Below are 19,035 nucleotides of genomic sequence, written 5' to 3'. Positions count from 1 at the left end.
TCTCAAGAGAGAACTATGACTAAAGATGGACGGAGCTAGAGATAACATCTGCTTTTAGAAATAGCTGTTGTTAAAAAGGACAGAACGCTGGGATCAAAGGGAGGTTTAGGTCTTAGCCAGGGGTTTTACGCTGTATCTTGTCCTAATTAATCTGACTGCTGTTGATCCAGCTATCCTCTGCACCAGTAACGCTGGCTGCAAAGCCTGTAAGCAATAGGAGCATGACTTTAGATATAAGCAATCAAACGACCACAGATAATGACAGCTACCCAGAGCAGCAGCGAGACAACAGCGATCGCTCGTACAGTCCATGGAGTCACGACCCCACGATTCCACATTCGAACCGAGCGATAGTGGAAGTGAAACAGCGCTGCATTGATGCCAGTCGCGGTAATAAGCAGTAGCTTGAGGCGGAAGGCAGGATTAGTGGCAAGCTGGTTGGCATCAACCGCAAACAACAAAAACCAGTTACAGCAGCGATCGCAAAACCCAGGTATGCCCAGGGCAGCAAATGCCACGCCATATCAGTAATCCAGAGCTGACGCGAGAAGCCTAACAGTCGTAGATCAAACATGACGATCGACCCAAACAGTAGCGCCAAGCCTAAAAGATGCAGGCTCTCGATCGCCGGATACAGCCACAGCCACTGGCGAATCGTGTGAGATAAAACACTTTGTTCTAGCCATAGCCAGCCAGATACCGCCAGCAGCATCAGCGCAGTTCAACGGTGCGATCGCCGACAATGAGCCGCTCCACTCGCATCTCATTTGCTTCACTACGATGCGGATACCCTACTAATCTCACTGTTTGTCCTGCCTTTAGTGACCCTTGTGGCAAGCCTCGTCGCTCCATCCGCGTTGGTGGCGCCAAAACAGCCGTCCAGACTTTATTCCCAGATTTCAAGCGAATTGTTGTGTGTGGGTTCCCAGCACTAACCTGCTGAATTTTGCCCGTCACATTAAGCGTCTTCTGATCGTTGTATTCACTCCAACCATGATGAGCGCTGGCTTCATTAGCATCAACCGTCAGAGTGGCGATCGATGCTGCTACGACTGCTGCGTACATCAGCCCTTGTTTGGACATAAATCATTAGCTCCTACTGCTGTGATAGTCCGACTGTTGTGATATTTCTACTGTTGTGATGGAGAAAGCGTTAGCTGCTAGAGAGTGACTAACAGCTAACGACTGATCGCTTCAGTTGTGTAACCGTCTCGCAGATCTGGGTGCGATGTTGCAGTTGTTGTGACCCAACTCATCTCACCCATGTCCTTAGTGTGAAGACTGAATATGACAGAAAAATGTCAGGGGCGATCGTGCTAGAGATCAGCAGCCAGCCGTACCAATGCAAAAAGTGCTGGCAACAGATTCCCCTTTTGTTTCCCCTCAATCTCCCTTTACGGTAGGGAAGCTGCGGCAGGAGGCTCTTGCTTCGTAGCGTGTCAAACGGGAAGGGGTAGAGTCTGCGATCGCCGTTAGAACACTGCGGCTTCAGAAGTTGTAGTTAAATCGACCTTACAAACAGCGTCATGCTCTTGAAAATCCTGGCGGTTTATGAATAATCTTGAAGTAAATAGACAGCAATTTTGCCCTTCCTGGCTCTTGCAGCCATTCCCATAAAGGAGTCGTGAGTGAACGCAGCCGAACAGGCAACGTCCCTGGAAACAACCAGCAAAATCGCCGCCGCCGCCAACCTCTTTAAAGCCGAGTTTCCTGATGCCAGATCAGACCTGAAACCCTGGGTGAACGATTCTGACACGCGAGAACTGGTTGATCCCGAGTCGATCGATATTGGGTTTCACTTTCCTGGGTTTTCGCGTTTGCTCCAAAGCCGTAGCCTGTTGCTGCAAATCCGCTTTTACCAAGAAACCCAGACTGGAGAACGCCGGGCGATCGGTGCAGAGATTGCAGGTTTTGACCATCGCGGCAAACAGTGGTGGCTTTCTACCGTAGATAACTGGGCGTTTGAAGGCAGCAACTACCCCACGCCCGAAATGGGAGAGAAATTGAAAGCGTTTCTAAGAAACGTTTTGGCACTGTTTAACAGCTAGACTCAGCCGTTGCTCCTCACGTCTCACTTGCCGATCGCAATTCTCGGCAGTCGATGCTTGAAGCCACAGAGGATTTCCCACGAAATGGTATCAAGCATGGCTGCCCAGTCGTCTGCTGCGATCGATTCGTTGCCGTCTTTCCCTAACAGCGTCACAACTTCGCCTTCCCGCAGATCGGGGATCGCACTCACATCCAGCATAAGTTGATCCATTGTCACCGCACCAATTTGCGGTACTCGCTGCCCCCGAACGATCGCCTCCATTTTGTTGGATAGATTGCGCGGCACACCATCGGCATAGCCGATCGCCACGACAGCAATTTGTCGTTCCTGGTCTGCCACATATCGGTGTCCATAGCTCACGCCCGTTCCAGGTGGAATCGTTTTCACTTGCGTCACTCTTGCTCTCACCTGTAGGGTAGGCTGGAGGTCAAGTACAGCTTTCAAGTGGTCTGCCGGATACAGCCCGTAGATTGCCAGACCAACCCTTACCATGTCGTAGTGAAACGTTGCATCTGACAAGGTGCCGCCAGAATTCGCCAGATGCAACCGCGGTGGGTAAATGCCGCAAGCGTTAATTTGGGCGATCGCCGCTTCAAACCGCTGTTGCTGCTGCTTGGCAATGGTTTGGTTTGGGTCTTCTGCCGTTGCCAAATGGGAGTAAACGCTGTCAATTTGCAGCTTTGGCAACCGCTGCACCAGTTGCACAAACTCGGCTGCTGCCTGCCAGTCAGTACCCAACCGCGACATACCAGTATCTAGCTTGAGATGCACTGATAGAGACGGCTGTTGAGTTTGTGCCAGCACGTCTGCAAAGATAAGCGCCTGACGCGGTGTGCATAAGGTTGGTTGCAGTTGCCAATGGACGATCGCCCGAATTTGCTCTGGAGTGTGGTTTGCGCCCAACACCAACACTGGCGCATTGATCCCGGCTTCCCGGAGTTCAATCCCTTCAGGGATCGTGGCAACGCCCAGCCAGGTTGCTCCAGCGTGCAGCGCTGCCTGAGCAACGGTTGTCGCACCATGACCGTAGGCATCTGCTTTGACCACTGCCATTAGCTCTGTCTGGTCTGACAGCAGCCTGCGAATTTGCTGGACATTTTGGGCGATCGCGCTGAGGTTTACTTCAACCCATGCCCGTTCGCGTCGCATCAACGCAATTCCTGGGCTTTGCTCCCAACTCAACATGGCACTTGGCTCCTCCACTCGTATCATGAAAGCGTTTAGCGATGAGCTTATAAGTCCGATCGCTGACCGCTTTTTATAAATGAACAGAACCTTACCAGCTTTTTGCCGACTTGCAAAATGGTGGACGATCGCAAACAAGCAGCAAGACATGAAGCCTATGTAGCGATCCTATCTGGATTGTGAGCAAGGATTTTACTGGAATCCTTGCTCACAAAGCCTCTCAATCTCACAACTGATTTAGGACTGCTATACCATCTAGGGTTGTGGTTTCGGTGGGGTGGCATTGGGTAAGAAAAAGATTAGCTCTCCATCTTTCACACGCGTTTGACCACCCAGCGCCAAAATTTCCTTCTTGGCTCGCTCTTGCGTCGTTTTGTCATTCGCAGCAACAGCCTGGTAATAAATTGATGTCCAGGCTTGAAACCGTACTGATATGCTATTCGGGTCTTGCCGCAAAAACGTTACTGTTTGTTGAAAGATGGGTTCAAGCTCTTGATAAGAAGTGCCCTGTACCCATTTGGCTGCCATTGCGTGCGAGTTGATTGAACCAGGAACATCGCCTAGCAATAGTAGTTGATCCAGCCCTTTAAACCGCCAGACTTGAAAGGCTCTGGGGTGAATTTGGGGCGATAAGGCAGCAGTACCCCGATCCATAAACCGCACGGCAGTTCGTGGTTCACCTAACTGATAGGAGATAGTCCCTGAAAGGAACAGATAAACATCGACAAAGCGCGGGTCTAAGTGCGTAATGATATCAAAGTACTCAGTACTAAGGGCATAACCAGTGTTAACGCGAACCGCATCGTCGCCGTAGTACTGCAAAAAATTGAGGAACGTCCAGTCTGCAACTAGGTTATTGAAGCCAAAGGTGGGGAGTTGCTTTAGCAGGCGTAGCCGAACGGCTTCTTGTTGCTCTGCCTGCTTCGGGTTAGAGAGCCAGACGGACGGACGGGTTAGCTGCGATCGTTGCATCAAAACTACGCCAGCCAGAGCTGCGATCGCGATCGCACCACCAACAAAGGGCTGCCACCATCGTGATTGTCCTCTCCCTGCTGCACTTGCCTTGATGCCTTTAGCTACCATGTCTCGCCCATTCTGTTCTATACACAGCAATCTTTTTTATCCAGTTGTCCCGCTTTCTCCCAGCACAGGCTCACAACTTTCAAAAACTTTACAAAACTCTACCAAACTCAAAATAAAGGTTTAGCAAAGTTAATGGCGTTCCCCCTATGCCAATCTCTTGAGATTCGGTTAGATTGGCTGAAAGGTTTCAATCTAAATCCTATCAGGGTGTTGGTATGAGCATACGTTGAGTGCTTGGGGATGATTGTTAAACCGTCTTCTCTGCACTGGGCTATAGTCATGCTAACTGGATATTTTGCATTCACAATTTGTTGAAATCACCTAATGCCCTCGCTGCGATCGGGTGAGCGCTTTCGGTGATACTGCTCGCTTCAACCCAGTCCGGCTGCTACCGCGCCTATCTACCTTTTAAGCCAATTCATTTATTTACCATCAATGAACCGACCCTCAAAGCGCGCTCCTTTGTTTCACCTTGCTCTCTGTGGTGGGGCTATCGCTGCCACAGCGGCTGTGTCTCTTTTTGTGCCTAGTCTGACCCGTGTACGTGCGGCGCTGCAAGAGAGTCCGAAGACGGTTGTTGATGAAGCGTGGCAGATTGTCAACCGCGAATACGTTGATGGCACTTTCAATCAAACCGATTGGCAGGAGATCCGTAAATCACTGCTTGGCAAGAACTACACATCGCGTGAGCAAGCATACGTAGCACTGCGATCGGCATTGGAGAAGCTGAACGATCCCTACACTCGCTTCATGGATCCCAAGCAGTATGAGGCACTGAGTAGTCAAACCTCTGGGGAACTATCGGGCGTTGGTATCCGGTTGGAGGTCAGCGAGCAAACGAAAGTGCTGACGGTCGTCGAACCGATCGAAAACTCTCCAGCGATTAAAGCGGGGCTTCAGGCGGGGGATCAAATTCTGGCGATCGATGGCAAGCAAACGAAAGGCATGACCGTTGAGGATGCTTCCAACCTGATTCGTGGCGACGTAGGTACAAAAGTAAAGCTTGAGGTTGGGCGGCAAGGCGCAAGCAAAAAGAGCGTAGCCCTCACCCGCGCCCGCATTGAGCTACCGACTGTGCGCTATGCACTCAAGCAAGAAGGTGGCAAGCGCATCGGCTACATCCGCTTGAATGAGTTTAGCGCTCATGCTGCCGACCAAATGCGGCGCGCCATTCAGGATTTGAACAGCCAGCAGATTGAAGGCTATGTACTCGATCTGCGTGGTAACCCTGGTGGGCTGCTCCAGGCAAGTATTGACATTAGCCGGATGTGGATGGATAAGGGATCAATCGTGCGCACGGTCGATCGCCGAGGCAACAATGAGGAAATTGGAACCAACCGCACGGCTCTGACTAAACTACCGCTTGTTGTTTTGGTTGATGGCAACTCAGCTAGCTCCAGTGAAATTCTCACGGGTGCGCTAAAAGATAACGGGCGTGCAACGGTAGTGGGTAGCCAAACTTTTGGCAAAGCGCTGGTACAGTCAGTTCATTCACTCTCGGATGGATCAGGTCTGGCAGTGACGATCGCGCACTACTACACGCCTCTGGGCACTGACATCAGCCACAAAGGCATTACGCCAGATGTCAAGATTGACCTGAGCGACGAGCAGCGGCAAAAGCTGGCTTCTAATCCCAAACTGGTAGGGACTAAAGATGATCCGCAATATGCGCGTGCTCTCGCAACCTTACAAAAAGTTGCCCTGACGCAACCTGCGCCAGCTACAGCACAGCAAGCCATTCAAAGTCAGAAGTAACAACGTCTGGCTCTCAAAAGTTTGGCTGTTGAGAAATGGGGTTAACAGTCGCTTGCCGATCAGCGACTGTTAACCCCACTTTTTTTGGAACTGTCGGTTATTGTTTGTTACTGGTTGTTTGTGTGGATCTGGCCCACTAAATGTCTTAGCTCTGGCAAGATTAGCGTCTGCATAGCAAGCGTCACAGCACCTGTAGAGCCAGGAATCGAAAACACGAGCTTGGCACGAAAAACTCCTGCGATCGCCCGTGATGCCATTGCCCGCGAACCAATGTCTTGATAACTAAGCCAGCGAAACAGTTCGCCAAAACCAGGTAATGTCTTTTCTAGGAGTGCAGCGATCGCGTCGTAGGTGGTGTCTCTTGGCGCAATACCAGTGCCACCGTTAATAATGACGGCTGCTACGTCTGTTCGTTGACTAAGTTGCTCAAGCTCGGTCTGAATCTGCACAGGCTCATCTTTGAGAATGACATAAGCAGCAACCTCATGCCCTGCATCATGCAGCAGTTGTCGGATTAGCTGCCCACTGCGATCTGTTTCGACGGTGCGGGTATCACTGACGGTCATGATCGCACAGTTAATAGCAACGGCAGAGTCAGGATGAGGAGTGGCTACCATTGCTTACCGATAATAGTGAGAGTTCCTTTAAAGCTTGTTGAGGGGTTGAAAACGTGCAAGAAACAACCCCAAGCTAATCAGTGATCGATCGTGCAAGAACAACCGCTAACGCGCTTCTACGATTTACTAAACTCCAGCCCATGGTCGTTCGCATAGCGCTCCATAAAGCGCATAAAGCGATCCCATTCCTGAGGCGATCGAATAATATAAGTTGCTTCTAACGCATCAGGCTGACCGTTCACAAATTTAGCATTTACTTCTCGTGAAACCAGTTCACCTTCTTCGTCCACTAAATACATCCCGGTGATGGCATCAGTGCTGGTGCTGCTGAGTGCGGTAGGGCTTTGAAAGTAAAAAATGGCTTTGCCGTTGCTACCGTCACGGGAGCGAGTCAAACTAATATCAGGGACGACATCTTCATCAATACCTCTAGCAAATTGAATTTGAGCCATAATTCTCAATCAGCGTTTGTGTTAGGTGGAAGACTATTCTCCCATGTTACGGTAGGCGCAAAAACAGGCTGTTTAAAAAGGCAGCTTTTGCAAGCCTAAATGCCTTGCTGCTGAAGCTTAAGAGCGATCGCGTCACTGTTATGTAGTGCCTGGAGCAGTTGAACAACCTCAAAAAAGCATCACGAAAAATCCAGGTTTCGTTATAGGTCGTGAAAAAATAGGAGAGTTACTGCTTCATCAAGTACTGCTTTGCTTCGGTCTACAACGGCTGCTTGCGATCCCCAACTAGTTAAGAAAACGGGGATCGTTTCTTTAGGGCTAGCCTTGGCGCAGTTTTTCTAGTACGCTGCGGTCCTCCAATGTGGAGGTATCGCCTGAAATTTCGACACCGCTTGCCAAATCGCGCAGCAGGCGACGCATGATTTTGCCAGAACGAGTTTTGGGTAAGGCATCGGCAAAGCGAATCTCACCAGGACGGGCGATCGCACCAATCTCTTGCACGACGTGCTGCTTGAGTTCCTTCAGCAGGGCATCACTGGAACTATACGTGCCTTCCAGCGTGACAAATGCCACAATCTCTTGCCCTTTAAGCTCATCTGGTTTACCTACGACAGCGGCTTCAGCAACGGCAGGATGGGACACCAGCGCCGACTCAATTTCCATTGTGCCGAGGCGATGCCCAGCCACGTTGATCACATCGTCTACCCGACCCATCACCCAAAAGTAACCATCTTCATCACGACGGGCACCATCGCCTGCAAAGTAGGTGTACTGTCCATCTTTAGGTGGGATATGCTCCCAATAGGTACGACGGAAGCGATCGGGATCGCCATAGACTGTGCGTAGCATACCGGGCCACGGATGCCGTACAGCTAGATAGCCTCCCTCGTTTGCACCGACAGAATTGCCATCCAGATCAACCACATCTGCCAGAATGCCGGGAAACGGTAGCGTTGCTGAACCCGGTTTGGTGGGGATCGCACCTGGTAGCGCTGTAATCATGATGCCGCCTGTTTCCGTCTGCCACCACGTATCTACGATCGGGCAACGTCCACCGCCAATAATTTGTTGATACCAGATCCAGGATTCTGGATTGATCGGCTCGCCGACTGTGCCAAGCAAGCGCAGAGACGATAAATCCCGCGCTTTGGGATGCTCGTCACCCATTTTAATAAAGGCTCGAATTGCTGTAGGCGCGGTGTAGAAGACGTTAACACCATGCTTTTCAATGACATCCCAAAAGCAGCCGGGGTTGGATGCTCGGGGCGCACCCTCGTACATGACGGTCGTTGCACCATTGGACAAGGGACCATAGACAATATAGCTATGTCCCGTAATCCAGCCGACATCGGCAGTACACCAGTAAACATCGGTGTCTTGCAGGTCAAAAATCCACTTAGTGGTGATGTGGGTGTAAAGGTTGTAGCCACCAGTCGTATGCACAACGCCTTTTGGCTTGCCAGTGCTGCCGGAGGTATAGAGAATGAAGAGCAGATCTTCACTATCCATTGGTTCAGCGGGGCAGTGGGCAGAAACCTGGGACTGAAGTTCGTGCCACCAATGGTCACGATCGCCCTGCATTTGCACATCCTGCCCAGTACGCTTAACGACGATCATGGCTGAGACGCTGGGCACGCTACCATTTGCCAACGCTTTATCAACCTGTTCCTTTAACGGCACGATCGCATCTTTACGCCAACCGCCATCTGCTGTAACGACGACTTTTGCTTCGCCATCGACCAACCGATCGCGTAATGCCTCAGCGCTGAAGCCACCAAACACAACGGTATGGGCAGCACCAATCCGCGCACAGGCTAGCATGGCGATTGCCGCTTCAGGAATCATCGGCATATAAATGCCCACGCGATCGCCTTTCTGCACACCCAGATGCTTCAAGGCATTGGCAAACTGGCACACTTCTCGATGCAATTGAGCGTAGGTGAGGGTGCGCGAGTCTCCTGGTTCACCTTCCCAAATCAGCGCTGCCTTATTGCGTCGCCAGGTAGTGAGATGACGATCGAGACAGTTGTAGGAGATATTTAATTTGCCATTCACAAACCATTCTGCAAACGGCGGTTGCCAGTCCAGCACTTTATCCCATTTTTGAAACCAGTGCAGTTCAGTTTCTGCCAGGTCTGCCCAGAATGCTTGAGGATCGGCTTTAGCCTTCTCGTACAGGCGCTGGTAGTCCTCCAGGCTCTTGATATGTGCCTTCTCGGAAAACTCGCTCGCTGGATGAAAGAGACGATTCTCGTGCAGGATGGATTCAATAGTCGGCTGTGACATGGCGTGTTAAGGGATTGAGTCTACGCACTCAAACAATATTACAGCATACCGATTTGCGACCCCATCACTCTCATCTGTTGACATTTGTTGCACACCTAGGAAGCACTGGTCACGTGTTAAATCCAGGGTTCATCATCGTCCAGGTCATCGACTTTAGAATCAGGCTGTGTAGAAGCAGGCGGTTCGGTTGTTGGCTGGGGAGGCTTGATTGGAGTGGGTGGGGCGATCAATTCATCGGCAATCCAGGGTTCGTCATCAATCCAGGGCGCATCATCGTCAAGGTCAGTTGCTTCAGAAGGGATTGCTGAAGGAGCAGTTGAGAAAGTCTCTGGGGACGCTTGGCGGCTGTCGGGTACGCTGGATTGCTTTGCAGCGTCTTCTGGTGCCGATGGGGCATCTAACTCATCGGCTAGCGTGGGCTCGAGGATTTCCTTCGCCTGCACTGTGAGCGTTTGAATGCCGTCTTCGACTTGTTCGGTGAGGATTTGAATGCTGTCTCCAAACTGGGCGCTGAAAGTCTGAGTGCGTTCTTTCATACGCTCGGTAAGCTGTTGGCTGTTTTCTCGAGTCTGTCCAACGATCGTCTGCGCGTCTTCCTGAAGTTGTTCGTTGAAGGTTTGGATGGTCGCTTGCGCCTGTTGAGAGAGCGATCGCGCCCGCTCTTTAAACTGCCCAGTCAGTGATTGAAGCCGTCCCTTTGCCTGTTCGGTAACGGTTTGTGCCTGTTGAGAGAGCGATCGCAATTCTTCGGTTGCTTGACCGTAATCTTCTTGTAGCACTGCCTTCGCTTTCGCCAACGTTTGTTTAATGCCTGTCTGGTACACCGCCAGATTTTGGGCAACGCTTTCAGTCACCAGTACGCGCCTGCGCCCAAGGCTAAGTATTTGTGATGGAGGCAGTTGGTAAAGATCGCCTGCAATGCCTGCCCACCCGCTAGATGCCAACAAATAGCAGTTAATTTCACCCGTCCTCAGGCTAAACAGGTAGTCAATGATTTTGCCGCTTTTATTGCCGGTATCGCTCCAGACTTCGCATTGCAGAAGTGATTCGAGCTGGCGGACTTTGGTAGCATCCGTTTCTTCAGGCTGGTTGTGGGTCAAAATGCCGTTAGAACCTAACGTGCTGATTTGAGCTAACCTAAAGGCTGTTTTTTTCGTTCCAAAGCTGCCTGCTTTGCAAACAAAGCCCAGTACGCGATGGGCAGAGGGATACATCCACATCACTTCTACTCGCCCCAGGGTTTCCATTGTGCTGCGATCGAGCACCAATTGGTTGAGCAAATCACTTTGCCGGATCAGGTCTGGTGGTGTCGTCATCGTCTCTTTGCGCCTGTTGCAATCTCTGCCGTCAGAATTGATCTCTCTTTCGATTCTATGCTGCCCAAAGTCAAGTGGTTGGCTGAAGCACCTGCAAGCTTGACGCAGTTATAGCATCGGCTTCAGTTTGAGTTTCAAATAACTACTGAGTCGGCTGCCTCGCAACCAACTGCAACATTACGTCTAGCAGCGTTGTTCGATGGAGCTTCATAGAGAGGAAATTAGGCTTGTCGCTTCACTTTTTCACTAAAGAAGTTGCTGATTTCTTTGAACGTTGTTGGGTTCTGGCTCCTGCTGATTGGCTTTATAGTGCCTCTACACCTTACTTTCTACGCTTAACCCACGTACAGCAATCTTACGGTTTTCAAAGACTTGCACAATGCCGTTCGTGATCGTTTCAACCACAGTGCGATCACACGCCTTTAAAAAGGCTTCTGCCGTCAGTGTGCCTTTGAAAAACTCCTTTGCCTGCGCCAACAAACGACGCGACTCTGCAAACCCAATGGACTTAATAATGTACGTTGCTACAGGTGAATTTTTGATGTCGTAAGACGATGCCTGCCCTCGTCCTTTTTCTACCAGACTCAACACATCCCATTCCAGATCGGTTGCTGGGGCAACGGCCATCGACAGTTGAGGCAAAAAGTTTTCTAGCTGCGCCACAGATCGCCCCTGCGACGGCAACTCTCCCATCATGGTTGCCAGGGGAATATCGCGCCCAAGACGCTGCGAGAGGGCTTCAATGACGGCGATCGACAAGAGTTTGCTGCCTAGATAGAGACGTGCGACATCGAGATTTCGCTGAGTGCGTGTAATAAGTTGCTGATAGACCAACGCGCTCGGTTCTGCCCCAAAGGTCTGAAAAACCAGTTCGGGCTTCAGATAGTACATGAAGCCCTCCATCTTTTGCAGCGATACGCGATAGCCATGCACTGTATAGGAGTTCGCATTCTTTAGATCGTGATTGGTTTCAGGCAGCAGGTTCCAGGTGTTGTCAAGAAAGTCAGCCGCAGAAGGATAGGCAAAATTTTCTACATCGCGGTTTGCCAATCGTACCGATCGCTGCACCACACTGCTTAACTGCTCATCGTTCCAGCCAAAGTTCATGACCTGGTTAACATAGTGCAATCGCTCGTAGAGGCTATCACTTGGGCTTAACCCTGAAGCCGAATGCTTACGAAACGGGATAGTCGCCTCAATACAAGCCACTACTTGAGCAATCTGTGCCGCTGGAAGCGCGTGCTCCAAAAACTTGGCGGCAATCACAGCGCTGAGAAATTCATTTTGCCCAGCCGTAGGCAACAACACTTGCTCTGGCACAAAACCAAAAAGCTGCGATACTATCTCGAACATGATGTCGTTAGGCAGTTCTGTACGATCGCGAATGACCAGTTGCCCTGTAATTTCCTTGACGAACGCAGAAATATAGCCACTGATGTTGACGCTTACGCCTTGATCGACCTGGACGTACACCAGATCATGAAACAACGCTGCCAACACTTCGATCGCGTCGCCCGACTCACCCACCTCAAAGATATGCTCAGGCGTATGAAAAAACCGCCACGGACCCGTCATGGTCTGAATCACAAGTTCGGCAGTTTTGCTCAACTGCGCGGGATCAGCCTTCCCTTCTAACTGCTGAATCGCCCACTGCAACTTTGCTAGGCAGCGTTCTTGGTCCTGTCCTGCCTCCCAGTCCCGTTCAAGCGCCATAGGGGTTTCTCCACTCAGATTGAGCACGATGCACAAGTTTGTTGCATGGTAGCAGGAAGACCTATCAGGTACGACACCGCTTGATACCATTCCTTACGTTTCACCATTACATAGTCAGAATATATTCAGACAATGCAATGGAAGGTGGGGGGTAGGCGATACCCAAATAGCTTTCTGCACCGCCTGCTTCACTACCCAGAGATTAGCAGTTTTAGCTAAAGCTGATTCTCTGCAATTAGGTTAAGCGTGCCCCAAATTCTGGCTGAACTCGCACAGGCGCTACTGCATTAAAATGAACCTAGAATGCTCAACCTGTTTCAACCTGTTTCTGTCATGACAGAACGGTTTCACTTACCCCACAGTGCTTAATATCTTACTTGTTCCACCTGCTTGATTATTAGATAGTCATAATAAATTGTAAGAGAGAGTTTAGGGGCGTGGCTTGCAGGCAGGGGCTTCTACCCCTCCACCCCAAAAGCATCTTTAGCTCTATGCCATCCGGTTACTTCTTCCCTATACCCTCTGTCTACTCCCTACCAAAAATATGATTGATCTTTATTACTGGACAACGCCAAACGGTCATAAAATTACTCTTTTTCTAGAGGAAGTTGGCTTACCTTACAATGTGATCCCGATCAATATTGGTAAAGGCGATCAGTTTAAACCTGAATTTCTTAAGCTTGCGCCCAATAACCGCATTCCTGCCATTGTGGACAACGATCCAGCTACAGGTGATGCGCCTCTTTCGGTCTTTGAGTCGGGTGCAATCCTGTTATACCTGGCAGAGAAAACGGGCAGGCTCATTCCTACCGATCTGCATGGGCGTGTTGAGGTGTTGCAGTGGTTGTTCTGGCAAATGGGGGGTTTGGGACCGATGGCTGGGCAGAACCATCACTTCAGTCAATATGCGCCAGAAAAAATACCGTATGCGATCGCACGCTATGTCAACGAGACAGGGCGGTTATATGCCGTAATGAATCAGCGACTTAGCGATCGTGAGTTTCTAGCAGGCGACTACTCGATCGCCGATATTGCCTCTTATCCGTGGATTGTGCCCTACGAGAAACAAGGGCAAAACCTCGCAGACTTTCCTCACCTGAAGCGATGGTTTGAAGCCATTCAGGCGCGTCCTGCTACGGTGCGTGCCTATGCAAAAGCAGACGCATTCAAAAACCAGACGATCGATCCAACCCAGGCAAGAGACTTGTTGTTTGGTCAGTCAGCGAAGACGATTCAGGATTGAACCTGAACCTTTCATACTGTACAAGCCCCTTATAAGGTAGACCTAGGCAATTTTAGCGCTCGCGCTTGAAAAGACTCATACCTAAAACTGCACGTTCTTAAAACTGCACTTTGAAAAGCTGGAAAAGTTCTCCAGGGAGCGTCTTCACAATTTTGCCACCAGATGCATGGACGGTTTTCTGCCAACTGGCGATCGGCTCTAAAAAGACTTCGGTGCCCAGGTACATTTCTAGAATCGCCCAGTTCTCAGCCAGGGGTGTTTCTGGATCGAGGGCATCAAAGACAAACACGCCGCCTGGTTTTAACACGCGCTTGACTTCTGTTAGTACCGCTGCCCAGTAATCGAGGGGATAGTAACAGCTAACGCCTGTGGCGATCGCGAGATCAAACTGCTTGGCTTCGTAGTCTAACTGGTGCGCCGCACCTAACGCCACGCCTTTAAACAGCTTCGAGTTGAGCTGCGGTCCACGAGCGTTCAAAATATCGCGCGCGACGTTGCTGATTTCTTGCCCATAAAAGAGTGCTTCCCACTCGCGCCACGGGTAAATCAAAAAGCTGACCCCGCAACCTAAATCCAGGCATTGCTGATTTTTCTTCGGTTTGGCGAGTTCCCAGAAGGGCGAAGTCAGCTTTGCCTGAAGCGAACCGGATGCTCGCTCTCGAAAGATCGGCATAGCTTCCACTTCTTCTGGCAGTTCAAACGCTTCGCCCCGATATTCGCGGTTAAAGCGGGTTGTGACGGCAACCATCTGGGTCTGCCAGTCCTGCAGGGTACTTAGTTCGCTGAAGTAGCTGTTGCTAGAAAATGCTCCTTGGGAGTCAGACGCTTGTTTTTTTGCCATGCCCAGATCGATTCCTCTAGCAACGGTATTTATTGAGCTAGCAGCTAGCAGCTACCAGTCGCACTTTATCAAACGGCTAAGCGCTAGCGCTTCCATCAACGTCCGGTCAGCGCTCGGGTAAAGTTCTGACGGTAAGGCTTATTAAAAATGAGGACGGGCCACAGCAACGCTAGATAAACGCGACCACTGCTGAAATTGGTGCGTCTGAAGCCCGTCCAGAATTTCCAGATGCCAATGCTATAGCCGATTAGTGCCAGAAAACCAATGATTCCCATGTCTCGATCCTCAATTAACTTACAACAGTTGACTGACAAACCTTGCAGTTGAAGCTACACCGATCGCATCGGTCACTCCGGATAGATGCGATCGTCAAAAACAGCGTTCCACGATGCGGTAAACAGCGCAAGTGTGAAATAGCAAACAGACCTCAGCTTTCAATTGGAGTAACCTTGACCAATCAAAGTATGACTTTGGAGTGGCAGGTATCCCCTACGATGGCTGAGAGACATGCTTTCCCTAGTTCTATCCTATCTGTAGCGACGATCGCACGACCACTTTTGCTGGGATGATTGCTCCCGATACGCTCTCGACCCCAGGTAAGGATGTCTAAATCGCTGTAAACATACGACACTAGAGGGGAGCGGTTGTGCCTTTCTTTAACAGCTTGGAATCAACAGGATGGCGATCGTATGCGAGCAGTTTTGATGGCGGGTGGATCGGGCACGCGATTGCGACCGTTGACGTGTGATTTGCCCAAGCCGATGGTGCCAGTATTAAATCGCCCGATCGCAGAGCATATTGTCAACCTGCTCAAGCGCCACCGTATTACCGAGATTATTGCAACGCTGCACTACCTGCCCGATGTGATGCGCGACTACTTTCAGGATGGTAGTGATTTTGGCGTGCAAATGACCTATGCCGTGGAAGAGGATCAGCCGCTCGGCACAGCAGGCTGCGTGAAGAATATTGCCGAGTTGCTCGATCGCACCTTTCTGGTCGTCAGTGGCGATAGCATTACTGATTTTGACCTGAGCGCTGCTATTCGGTTTCACAAGCAGCGCCAGTCGAAAGCAACGCTGATTTTAACTCGCGTGGCAAACCCGATCGAATTTGGCGTGGTGATTACTGACCGGGACGATCGCATCCTCCGCTTTCTCGAAAAACCTTCGACCAGTGAAGTGTTTTCGGACACTGTGAATACAGGTACATACATTCTTGAGCCAGAAGTACTGGATTATTTGTCTGAAAATCAGGAAGCCGATTTTTCCAAAGATCTATTTCCGTTGCTATTAGAGAAACGGGAGCCAATGTACGGCTATGTTGCCGAAGGCTACTGGTGTGATGTCGGTCATTTGGATACCTACCGCGATGCTCAGTACGACGGCTTAGAGCGAAAAGTAAAGCTGGACATTGCTTACGAGGAGCGATCGCCCGGTTTATGGGTGGGTCAGAATACTTTCCTCGACCCCACTGCCAAAATTTCAACGCCTGTAATGATTGGCAGTAATTGCCGCATTGGTGCGCGAGTGCAGCTTGAAGCGGGCACCGTCATTGGCGATAACGTGACGATCGGTGCCGATGCCGACCTCAAGCGTCCCATTATTCTCAATGGCGCAATTATTGGTGAAGAAGCCCATCTGCGAGCGTGTGTAATTGCACGCGGTACACGGGTTGATCGTCGTGCCCATGTGCTGGAAGGTGCAGTCGTGGGTCCTTTATCGACGATCGGCGAAGAAGCGCAGGTTAGTCCGGGTGTACGGGTGTGGCCCAGCAAACGAGTTGAATCGGGTGCCACGCTGAATATCAACCTGATCTGGGGACACGCTGCTTATCGCAATCTTTTTGGGCAACGTGGTGTATCAGGCTTAGCGAATGTCGATATCACGCCAGAGTTTGCGGTGAAGTTGGGTGCGGCGTATGGTTCCACGCTTAAGCCTGATGCTCAAGTTGCTGTCTCGCGAGATCAGCGCAGCATTTCACGGATGGTGTCGCGATCGCTCATTGCTGGGCTGATGTCCGTTGGCGTGAATGTGCAAAACCTGGAAGCCACTGCCATTCCACTAGCGCGTACGATTGTCCCCACACTGTCGATCGCGGGTGGCATCCATGTGCGAATGCATCCTGATCGTCCCGACCACATTCTGATTGAGTTCTTCGACTACAACGGCATCAATATTTCTAAAGCCCGTGAAAAGAAGATCGAAGGTGCTTATTTCAAAGAGGATTTCCGCCGCGCCCAAATTCAGGAAATTGGCAATGTTGTTTATGCCAATCAAGTCGTAGATATTTACGGTACCTGCTTTGAAAAACATCTGAATGTTGAAGCGATTCGCCACAGCAGTTCAAAGGTGGTTATCGACTACGCTTATGCGGTTTCGGGTGCCGTGCTGCCACAGCTACTAGCTAAATTTGGTTGCGATGCTGTCGTGCTCAATGCCAGCCTTAGCCACACCGCGCCCAACCCCTCCGATCGTGAAGTCTTGCTGAGTCAACTGGGTCATGTAGTGGAAGCGTTGAAAGCCACTTTTGGTGTGCAGGTTTCTGCTAACGGCGAGCAACTGATTCTGGTTGATGAAGCGGGTAGCGCTATTCGGGGCGAAGTGTTAACAGCACTCATGGCAGATATGCTGCTGGTACATCATCCAAGAGGTACGATCGTCGTCCCAGTCAATGCTTCTAGCGCTGTCGAACAAATTGCTCATCGACATGACGGCAGGGTGATTCGCACAAAGGCAAATCCAACTGCGCTGATGGAAGCATGCCACGCTAGCCCCAACGTAATTTTGGGTGGCAGTGGCGATATGGGCTTCATCTTTCCGCAGTTGCATCCCGGCTTTGATGCCATGTTTTGCATTGCTAAGCTGATTGAAATGCTGACGATTCAGGAGCGATCGCTCGGTCAAATCCGTGCTGAACTCCCTCGTGTTTGCCACAAAACCTGCATGGTTCGCTGCCCTTGGACGGCGAAAGGTGCCTTAATGCGGCATTTGGTTGAGACCCATCCTATTGATAGTTTGGAACTGGTAGATGGCGTGAAAATCTTTAATCATCAGCACAATAGCTGGGTGCTCATTCTGCCCGATGCTGGCGAACCGCTGGTTAATATCTATGCCAATAGCAACGATCGCGGTTGGGTTGATGAAACGCTGCGCGAATATCGCCTCCGTGTACAAGAATTCGTTAACCAGCACCAGGAGGCAGAAGCAGCGAAAGCGGAAAGCCAGTATTAGAATAGAGTATTAGTTTTTAGTTGATGCTCCATGAATAGCTGCATCTTGATGGCAGAAATTGTCCAGGCTCCCGAATTGCGCTACACGTCTGACACTCAAACTCCGATCGCGGAAATGTTTGTGGAGTTTCCTGGCTTGCGTGCCGAAGACCCACCTTCGCGGCTCAAAGTAGTGGGTTGGGGCAACCTGGCTCAGGAGATTCAAGAGCGCTTCCACCAGGGCGATCGCGTGGTCATTGAAGGAAGTTTGAGAATGAATACGATCGATAGACCCGAAGGCTTCAAAGAAAAGCGCGCCGAACTCACTGCCCAACGCATTCATAGCCTTGGAGCCGATACCGCTCTGGAAACCTCTACTGCCTCTACACCCGCGCCTGCCAGCAATCAAGCTGCTAAACCAAGTGGTGCAGCACCATCGGCAAAACCAGCTCCAGCAACCCCTACCGCTAAAGCTAAAACAGGCAAATTTCAGACACAACCTGAACCAGCGACTGCAACACCAGACTTTGATGATATTCCGTTCTAAACGGGCGATCGCCCTATAAGTTTGCTCGTACGGCGGTGCCCGATCGCCGCTCGTTCTACTAAGCGTTGCTCTGCTTAGCGGCTTGGAGTACTTGATCCCACGACTCTTGCTCTTGAAGCGACTGCCAGCCTGCCTGCCAGAGTGCTTGATCCTTCAAGAGCCGCGCATTGACCCAGAAGCGTACCGTTGGATCGCAGGCAGCAACCATTTCGGCGAACACCCACTGTCCTTGATTTTTGCGATTAGCAACCTGAAAGTGCCGCCAGCCGTCAACGGCTTGGTGCGCGGTCCACTTGGATTGCAGTAGGTGCGGAAACTTTTGCTTACGTGGCATACCGCCATTATCGTCTACTTTGCGGACGGTTCGCCTGTATTGCTACTATCCAGAGCACGATCGAACGCTTCTGGTGTGTCGTAAATGTCAAACACCTGATCCATCCCGCTATGCTCAAGCACCATATATGCCTGTCCGTTGAGTCGGCAAAGCCCCAGACGACCATTTGCCTCGTTCACTTGCTTCAGCAGTAGCACCATTGCTGACAGACCAGTGCTGTCCATAAACATAACGTGCTGAAAGTCAATCAAAATATTGGTGATGCCATCCTCAAGCGTACGGGTGATGTCTTCAAGCAGATTGCCCGTCGTTGAAGAACTCAAAATTCTTTTGGGATAAAACGTTTGTACAACAGCCATCGATCAACCCTCCAGAACTTCTATATCGTTAGATCTCCCAGTACGG

The 19,035-nt window shown here is 50.7% G+C and carries 18 protein-coding genes; 5 read left to right on the top strand and 13 right to left on the bottom strand.

Going from position 1 to position 19,035, the window contains the following annotated elements; genetic code table 11:
• Positions 1–316 precede the first annotated feature (316 nt).
• Both H6F76_RS17365 and H6F76_RS17360 read right to left on the bottom strand, forming a co-directional pair.
• Positions 317–712, bottom strand: a complete 396-nt coding sequence (locus H6F76_RS17365) for a hypothetical protein (RefSeq protein ID WP_199322172.1) — start codon at positions 710–712, stop codon at positions 317–319.
• Positions 712–1,083 carry a DUF6152 family protein gene (locus H6F76_RS17360; protein ID WP_199322171.1) on the bottom strand — a complete coding sequence of 124 codons (372 nt, stop codon included), beginning with the start codon at positions 1,081–1,083 and terminating at the stop codon, positions 712–714. Before H6F76_RS17360 ends, H6F76_RS17365 begins: the two co-directional genes overlap by 1 nt.
• A 545-nt stretch (positions 1,084–1,628) precedes the next feature.
• Between H6F76_RS17360 and H6F76_RS17355 the strand changes: the two genes are divergently transcribed.
• Positions 1,629–2,048: a hypothetical protein gene (locus H6F76_RS17355; protein WP_190510173.1), complete on the top strand. Its 420-nt coding sequence runs from the start codon at positions 1,629–1,631 to the stop codon at positions 2,046–2,048.
• 23 nt (positions 2,049–2,071) lie between these two features.
• Here the strand turns inward: H6F76_RS17355 and alr are convergent, their stop codons facing one another.
• Together alr and H6F76_RS17345 are read right to left on the bottom strand one after the other, a co-directional pair.
• A complete protein-coding gene (gene alr, locus H6F76_RS17350) occupies positions 2,072–3,235 on the bottom strand; it encodes an alanine racemase (protein ID WP_190510365.1) in 1,164 nt (387 codons plus the stop codon).
• 255 nt (positions 3,236–3,490) lie between these two features.
• Positions 3,491–4,318: a hypothetical protein gene (locus tag H6F76_RS17345; RefSeq protein ID WP_199322170.1), complete on the bottom strand. Its 828-nt coding sequence runs from the start codon at positions 4,316–4,318 to the stop codon at positions 3,491–3,493.
• A gap of 435 nt (positions 4,319–4,753) precedes the next feature.
• On the opposite strand from H6F76_RS17345, the gene ctpB reads away from it, so the two are divergent.
• The gene (gene ctpB / locus H6F76_RS17340) at positions 4,754–6,073 is read left to right on the top strand and encodes a carboxyl-terminal processing protease CtpB (protein ID WP_190510171.1); all 1,320 of its coding nucleotides are present in this window, start codon (positions 4,754–4,756) and stop codon (positions 6,071–6,073) included.
• A gap of 107 nt (positions 6,074–6,180) precedes the next feature.
• On the opposite strand, the gene H6F76_RS17335 is transcribed toward ctpB, so the two are convergent.
• The 5 genes from H6F76_RS17335 to H6F76_RS17315 all read right to left on the bottom strand — a co-directional run bounded on the left by H6F76_RS17335 (position 6,181) and on the right by H6F76_RS17315 (position 12,457).
• A complete protein-coding gene (locus H6F76_RS17335; protein ID WP_190510170.1) occupies positions 6,181–6,690 on the bottom strand; it encodes a MogA/MoaB family molybdenum cofactor biosynthesis protein in 510 nt (169 codons plus the stop codon).
• 116 nt (positions 6,691–6,806) lie between these two features.
• Positions 6,807–7,142, bottom strand: coding sequence for a photosystem II reaction center protein Psb28 (gene psb28, locus H6F76_RS17330; RefSeq protein WP_190447464.1), 336 nt, complete (start codon positions 7,140–7,142; stop codon positions 6,807–6,809).
• Positions 7,143–7,460: 318 nt separating this feature from the next.
• Positions 7,461–9,428, bottom strand: a complete 1,968-nt coding sequence (gene acs, locus H6F76_RS17325; RefSeq protein WP_190510168.1) for an acetate--CoA ligase — start codon at positions 9,426–9,428, stop codon at positions 7,461–7,463.
• A gap of 116 nt (positions 9,429–9,544) precedes the next feature.
• A complete protein-coding gene (locus H6F76_RS17320) occupies positions 9,545–10,744 on the bottom strand; it encodes a PRC-barrel domain-containing protein (protein WP_190510166.1) in 1,200 nt (399 codons plus the stop codon).
• Positions 10,745–11,059: 315 nt separating this feature from the next.
• The gene (locus tag H6F76_RS17315; RefSeq protein ID WP_190510163.1) at positions 11,060–12,457 is read right to left on the bottom strand and encodes a hypothetical protein; all 1,398 of its coding nucleotides are present in this window, start codon (positions 12,455–12,457) and stop codon (positions 11,060–11,062) included.
• A 544-nt stretch (positions 12,458–13,001) separates the two neighbouring features.
• On the opposite strand from H6F76_RS17315, the gene H6F76_RS17310 reads away from it, so the two are divergent.
• On the top strand, positions 13,002–13,700 hold the full coding sequence (locus H6F76_RS17310) for a glutathione binding-like protein (protein ID WP_190510162.1): 699 nt from the start codon (positions 13,002–13,004) through the stop codon (positions 13,698–13,700).
• A 97-nt stretch (positions 13,701–13,797) separates the two neighbouring features.
• Here H6F76_RS17310 and H6F76_RS17305 read toward each other — a convergent pair whose 3' ends face one another.
• Together H6F76_RS17305 and H6F76_RS17300 are read right to left on the bottom strand one after the other, a co-directional pair.
• Entirely contained in the window at positions 13,798–14,541 is a 744-nt protein-coding gene (locus H6F76_RS17305; RefSeq protein WP_190510160.1) for a class I SAM-dependent methyltransferase, read from the bottom strand.
• Positions 14,542–14,636: 95 nt separating this feature from the next.
• On the bottom strand, positions 14,637–14,816 hold the full coding sequence (locus H6F76_RS17300; protein ID WP_190447475.1) for a hypothetical protein: 180 nt from the start codon (positions 14,814–14,816) through the stop codon (positions 14,637–14,639).
• A 414-nt stretch (positions 14,817–15,230) separates the two neighbouring features.
• Here H6F76_RS17300 and H6F76_RS17295 point away from each other — a divergent pair, with 414 nt between their 5' ends.
• A complete protein-coding gene (locus H6F76_RS17295; RefSeq protein WP_190510158.1) occupies positions 15,231–17,771 on the top strand; it encodes a mannose-1-phosphate guanyltransferase in 2,541 nt (846 codons plus the stop codon).
• Positions 17,772–17,801: 30 nt separating this feature from the next.
• Positions 17,802–18,296: a single-stranded DNA-binding protein gene (locus H6F76_RS17290; protein ID WP_190510156.1), complete on the top strand. Its 495-nt coding sequence runs from the start codon at positions 17,802–17,804 to the stop codon at positions 18,294–18,296.
• 58 nt (positions 18,297–18,354) lie between these two features.
• Here H6F76_RS17290 and H6F76_RS17285 read toward each other — a convergent pair whose 3' ends face one another.
• The gene (locus H6F76_RS17285) at positions 18,355–18,630 is read right to left on the bottom strand and encodes a TIGR02450 family Trp-rich protein (protein WP_190510154.1); all 276 of its coding nucleotides are present in this window, start codon (positions 18,628–18,630) and stop codon (positions 18,355–18,357) included.
• A 14-nt stretch (positions 18,631–18,644) separates the two neighbouring features.
• Positions 18,645–18,989: an STAS domain-containing protein gene (locus H6F76_RS17280; protein ID WP_190447481.1), complete on the bottom strand. Its 345-nt coding sequence runs from the start codon at positions 18,987–18,989 to the stop codon at positions 18,645–18,647.
• Positions 18,990–19,035 lie beyond the last annotated feature (46 nt).

Origin of the sequence: Leptolyngbya sp. FACHB-321 (assembly GCF_014695975.1) — a bacterium.
Taxonomy (GTDB): domain Bacteria; phylum Cyanobacteriota; class Cyanobacteriia; order Leptolyngbyales; family Leptolyngbyaceae; genus Stenomitos.
Note: the sequence above shows the minus strand (reverse complement) of the source record. Positions and strands in the feature narration are given on the sequence as shown.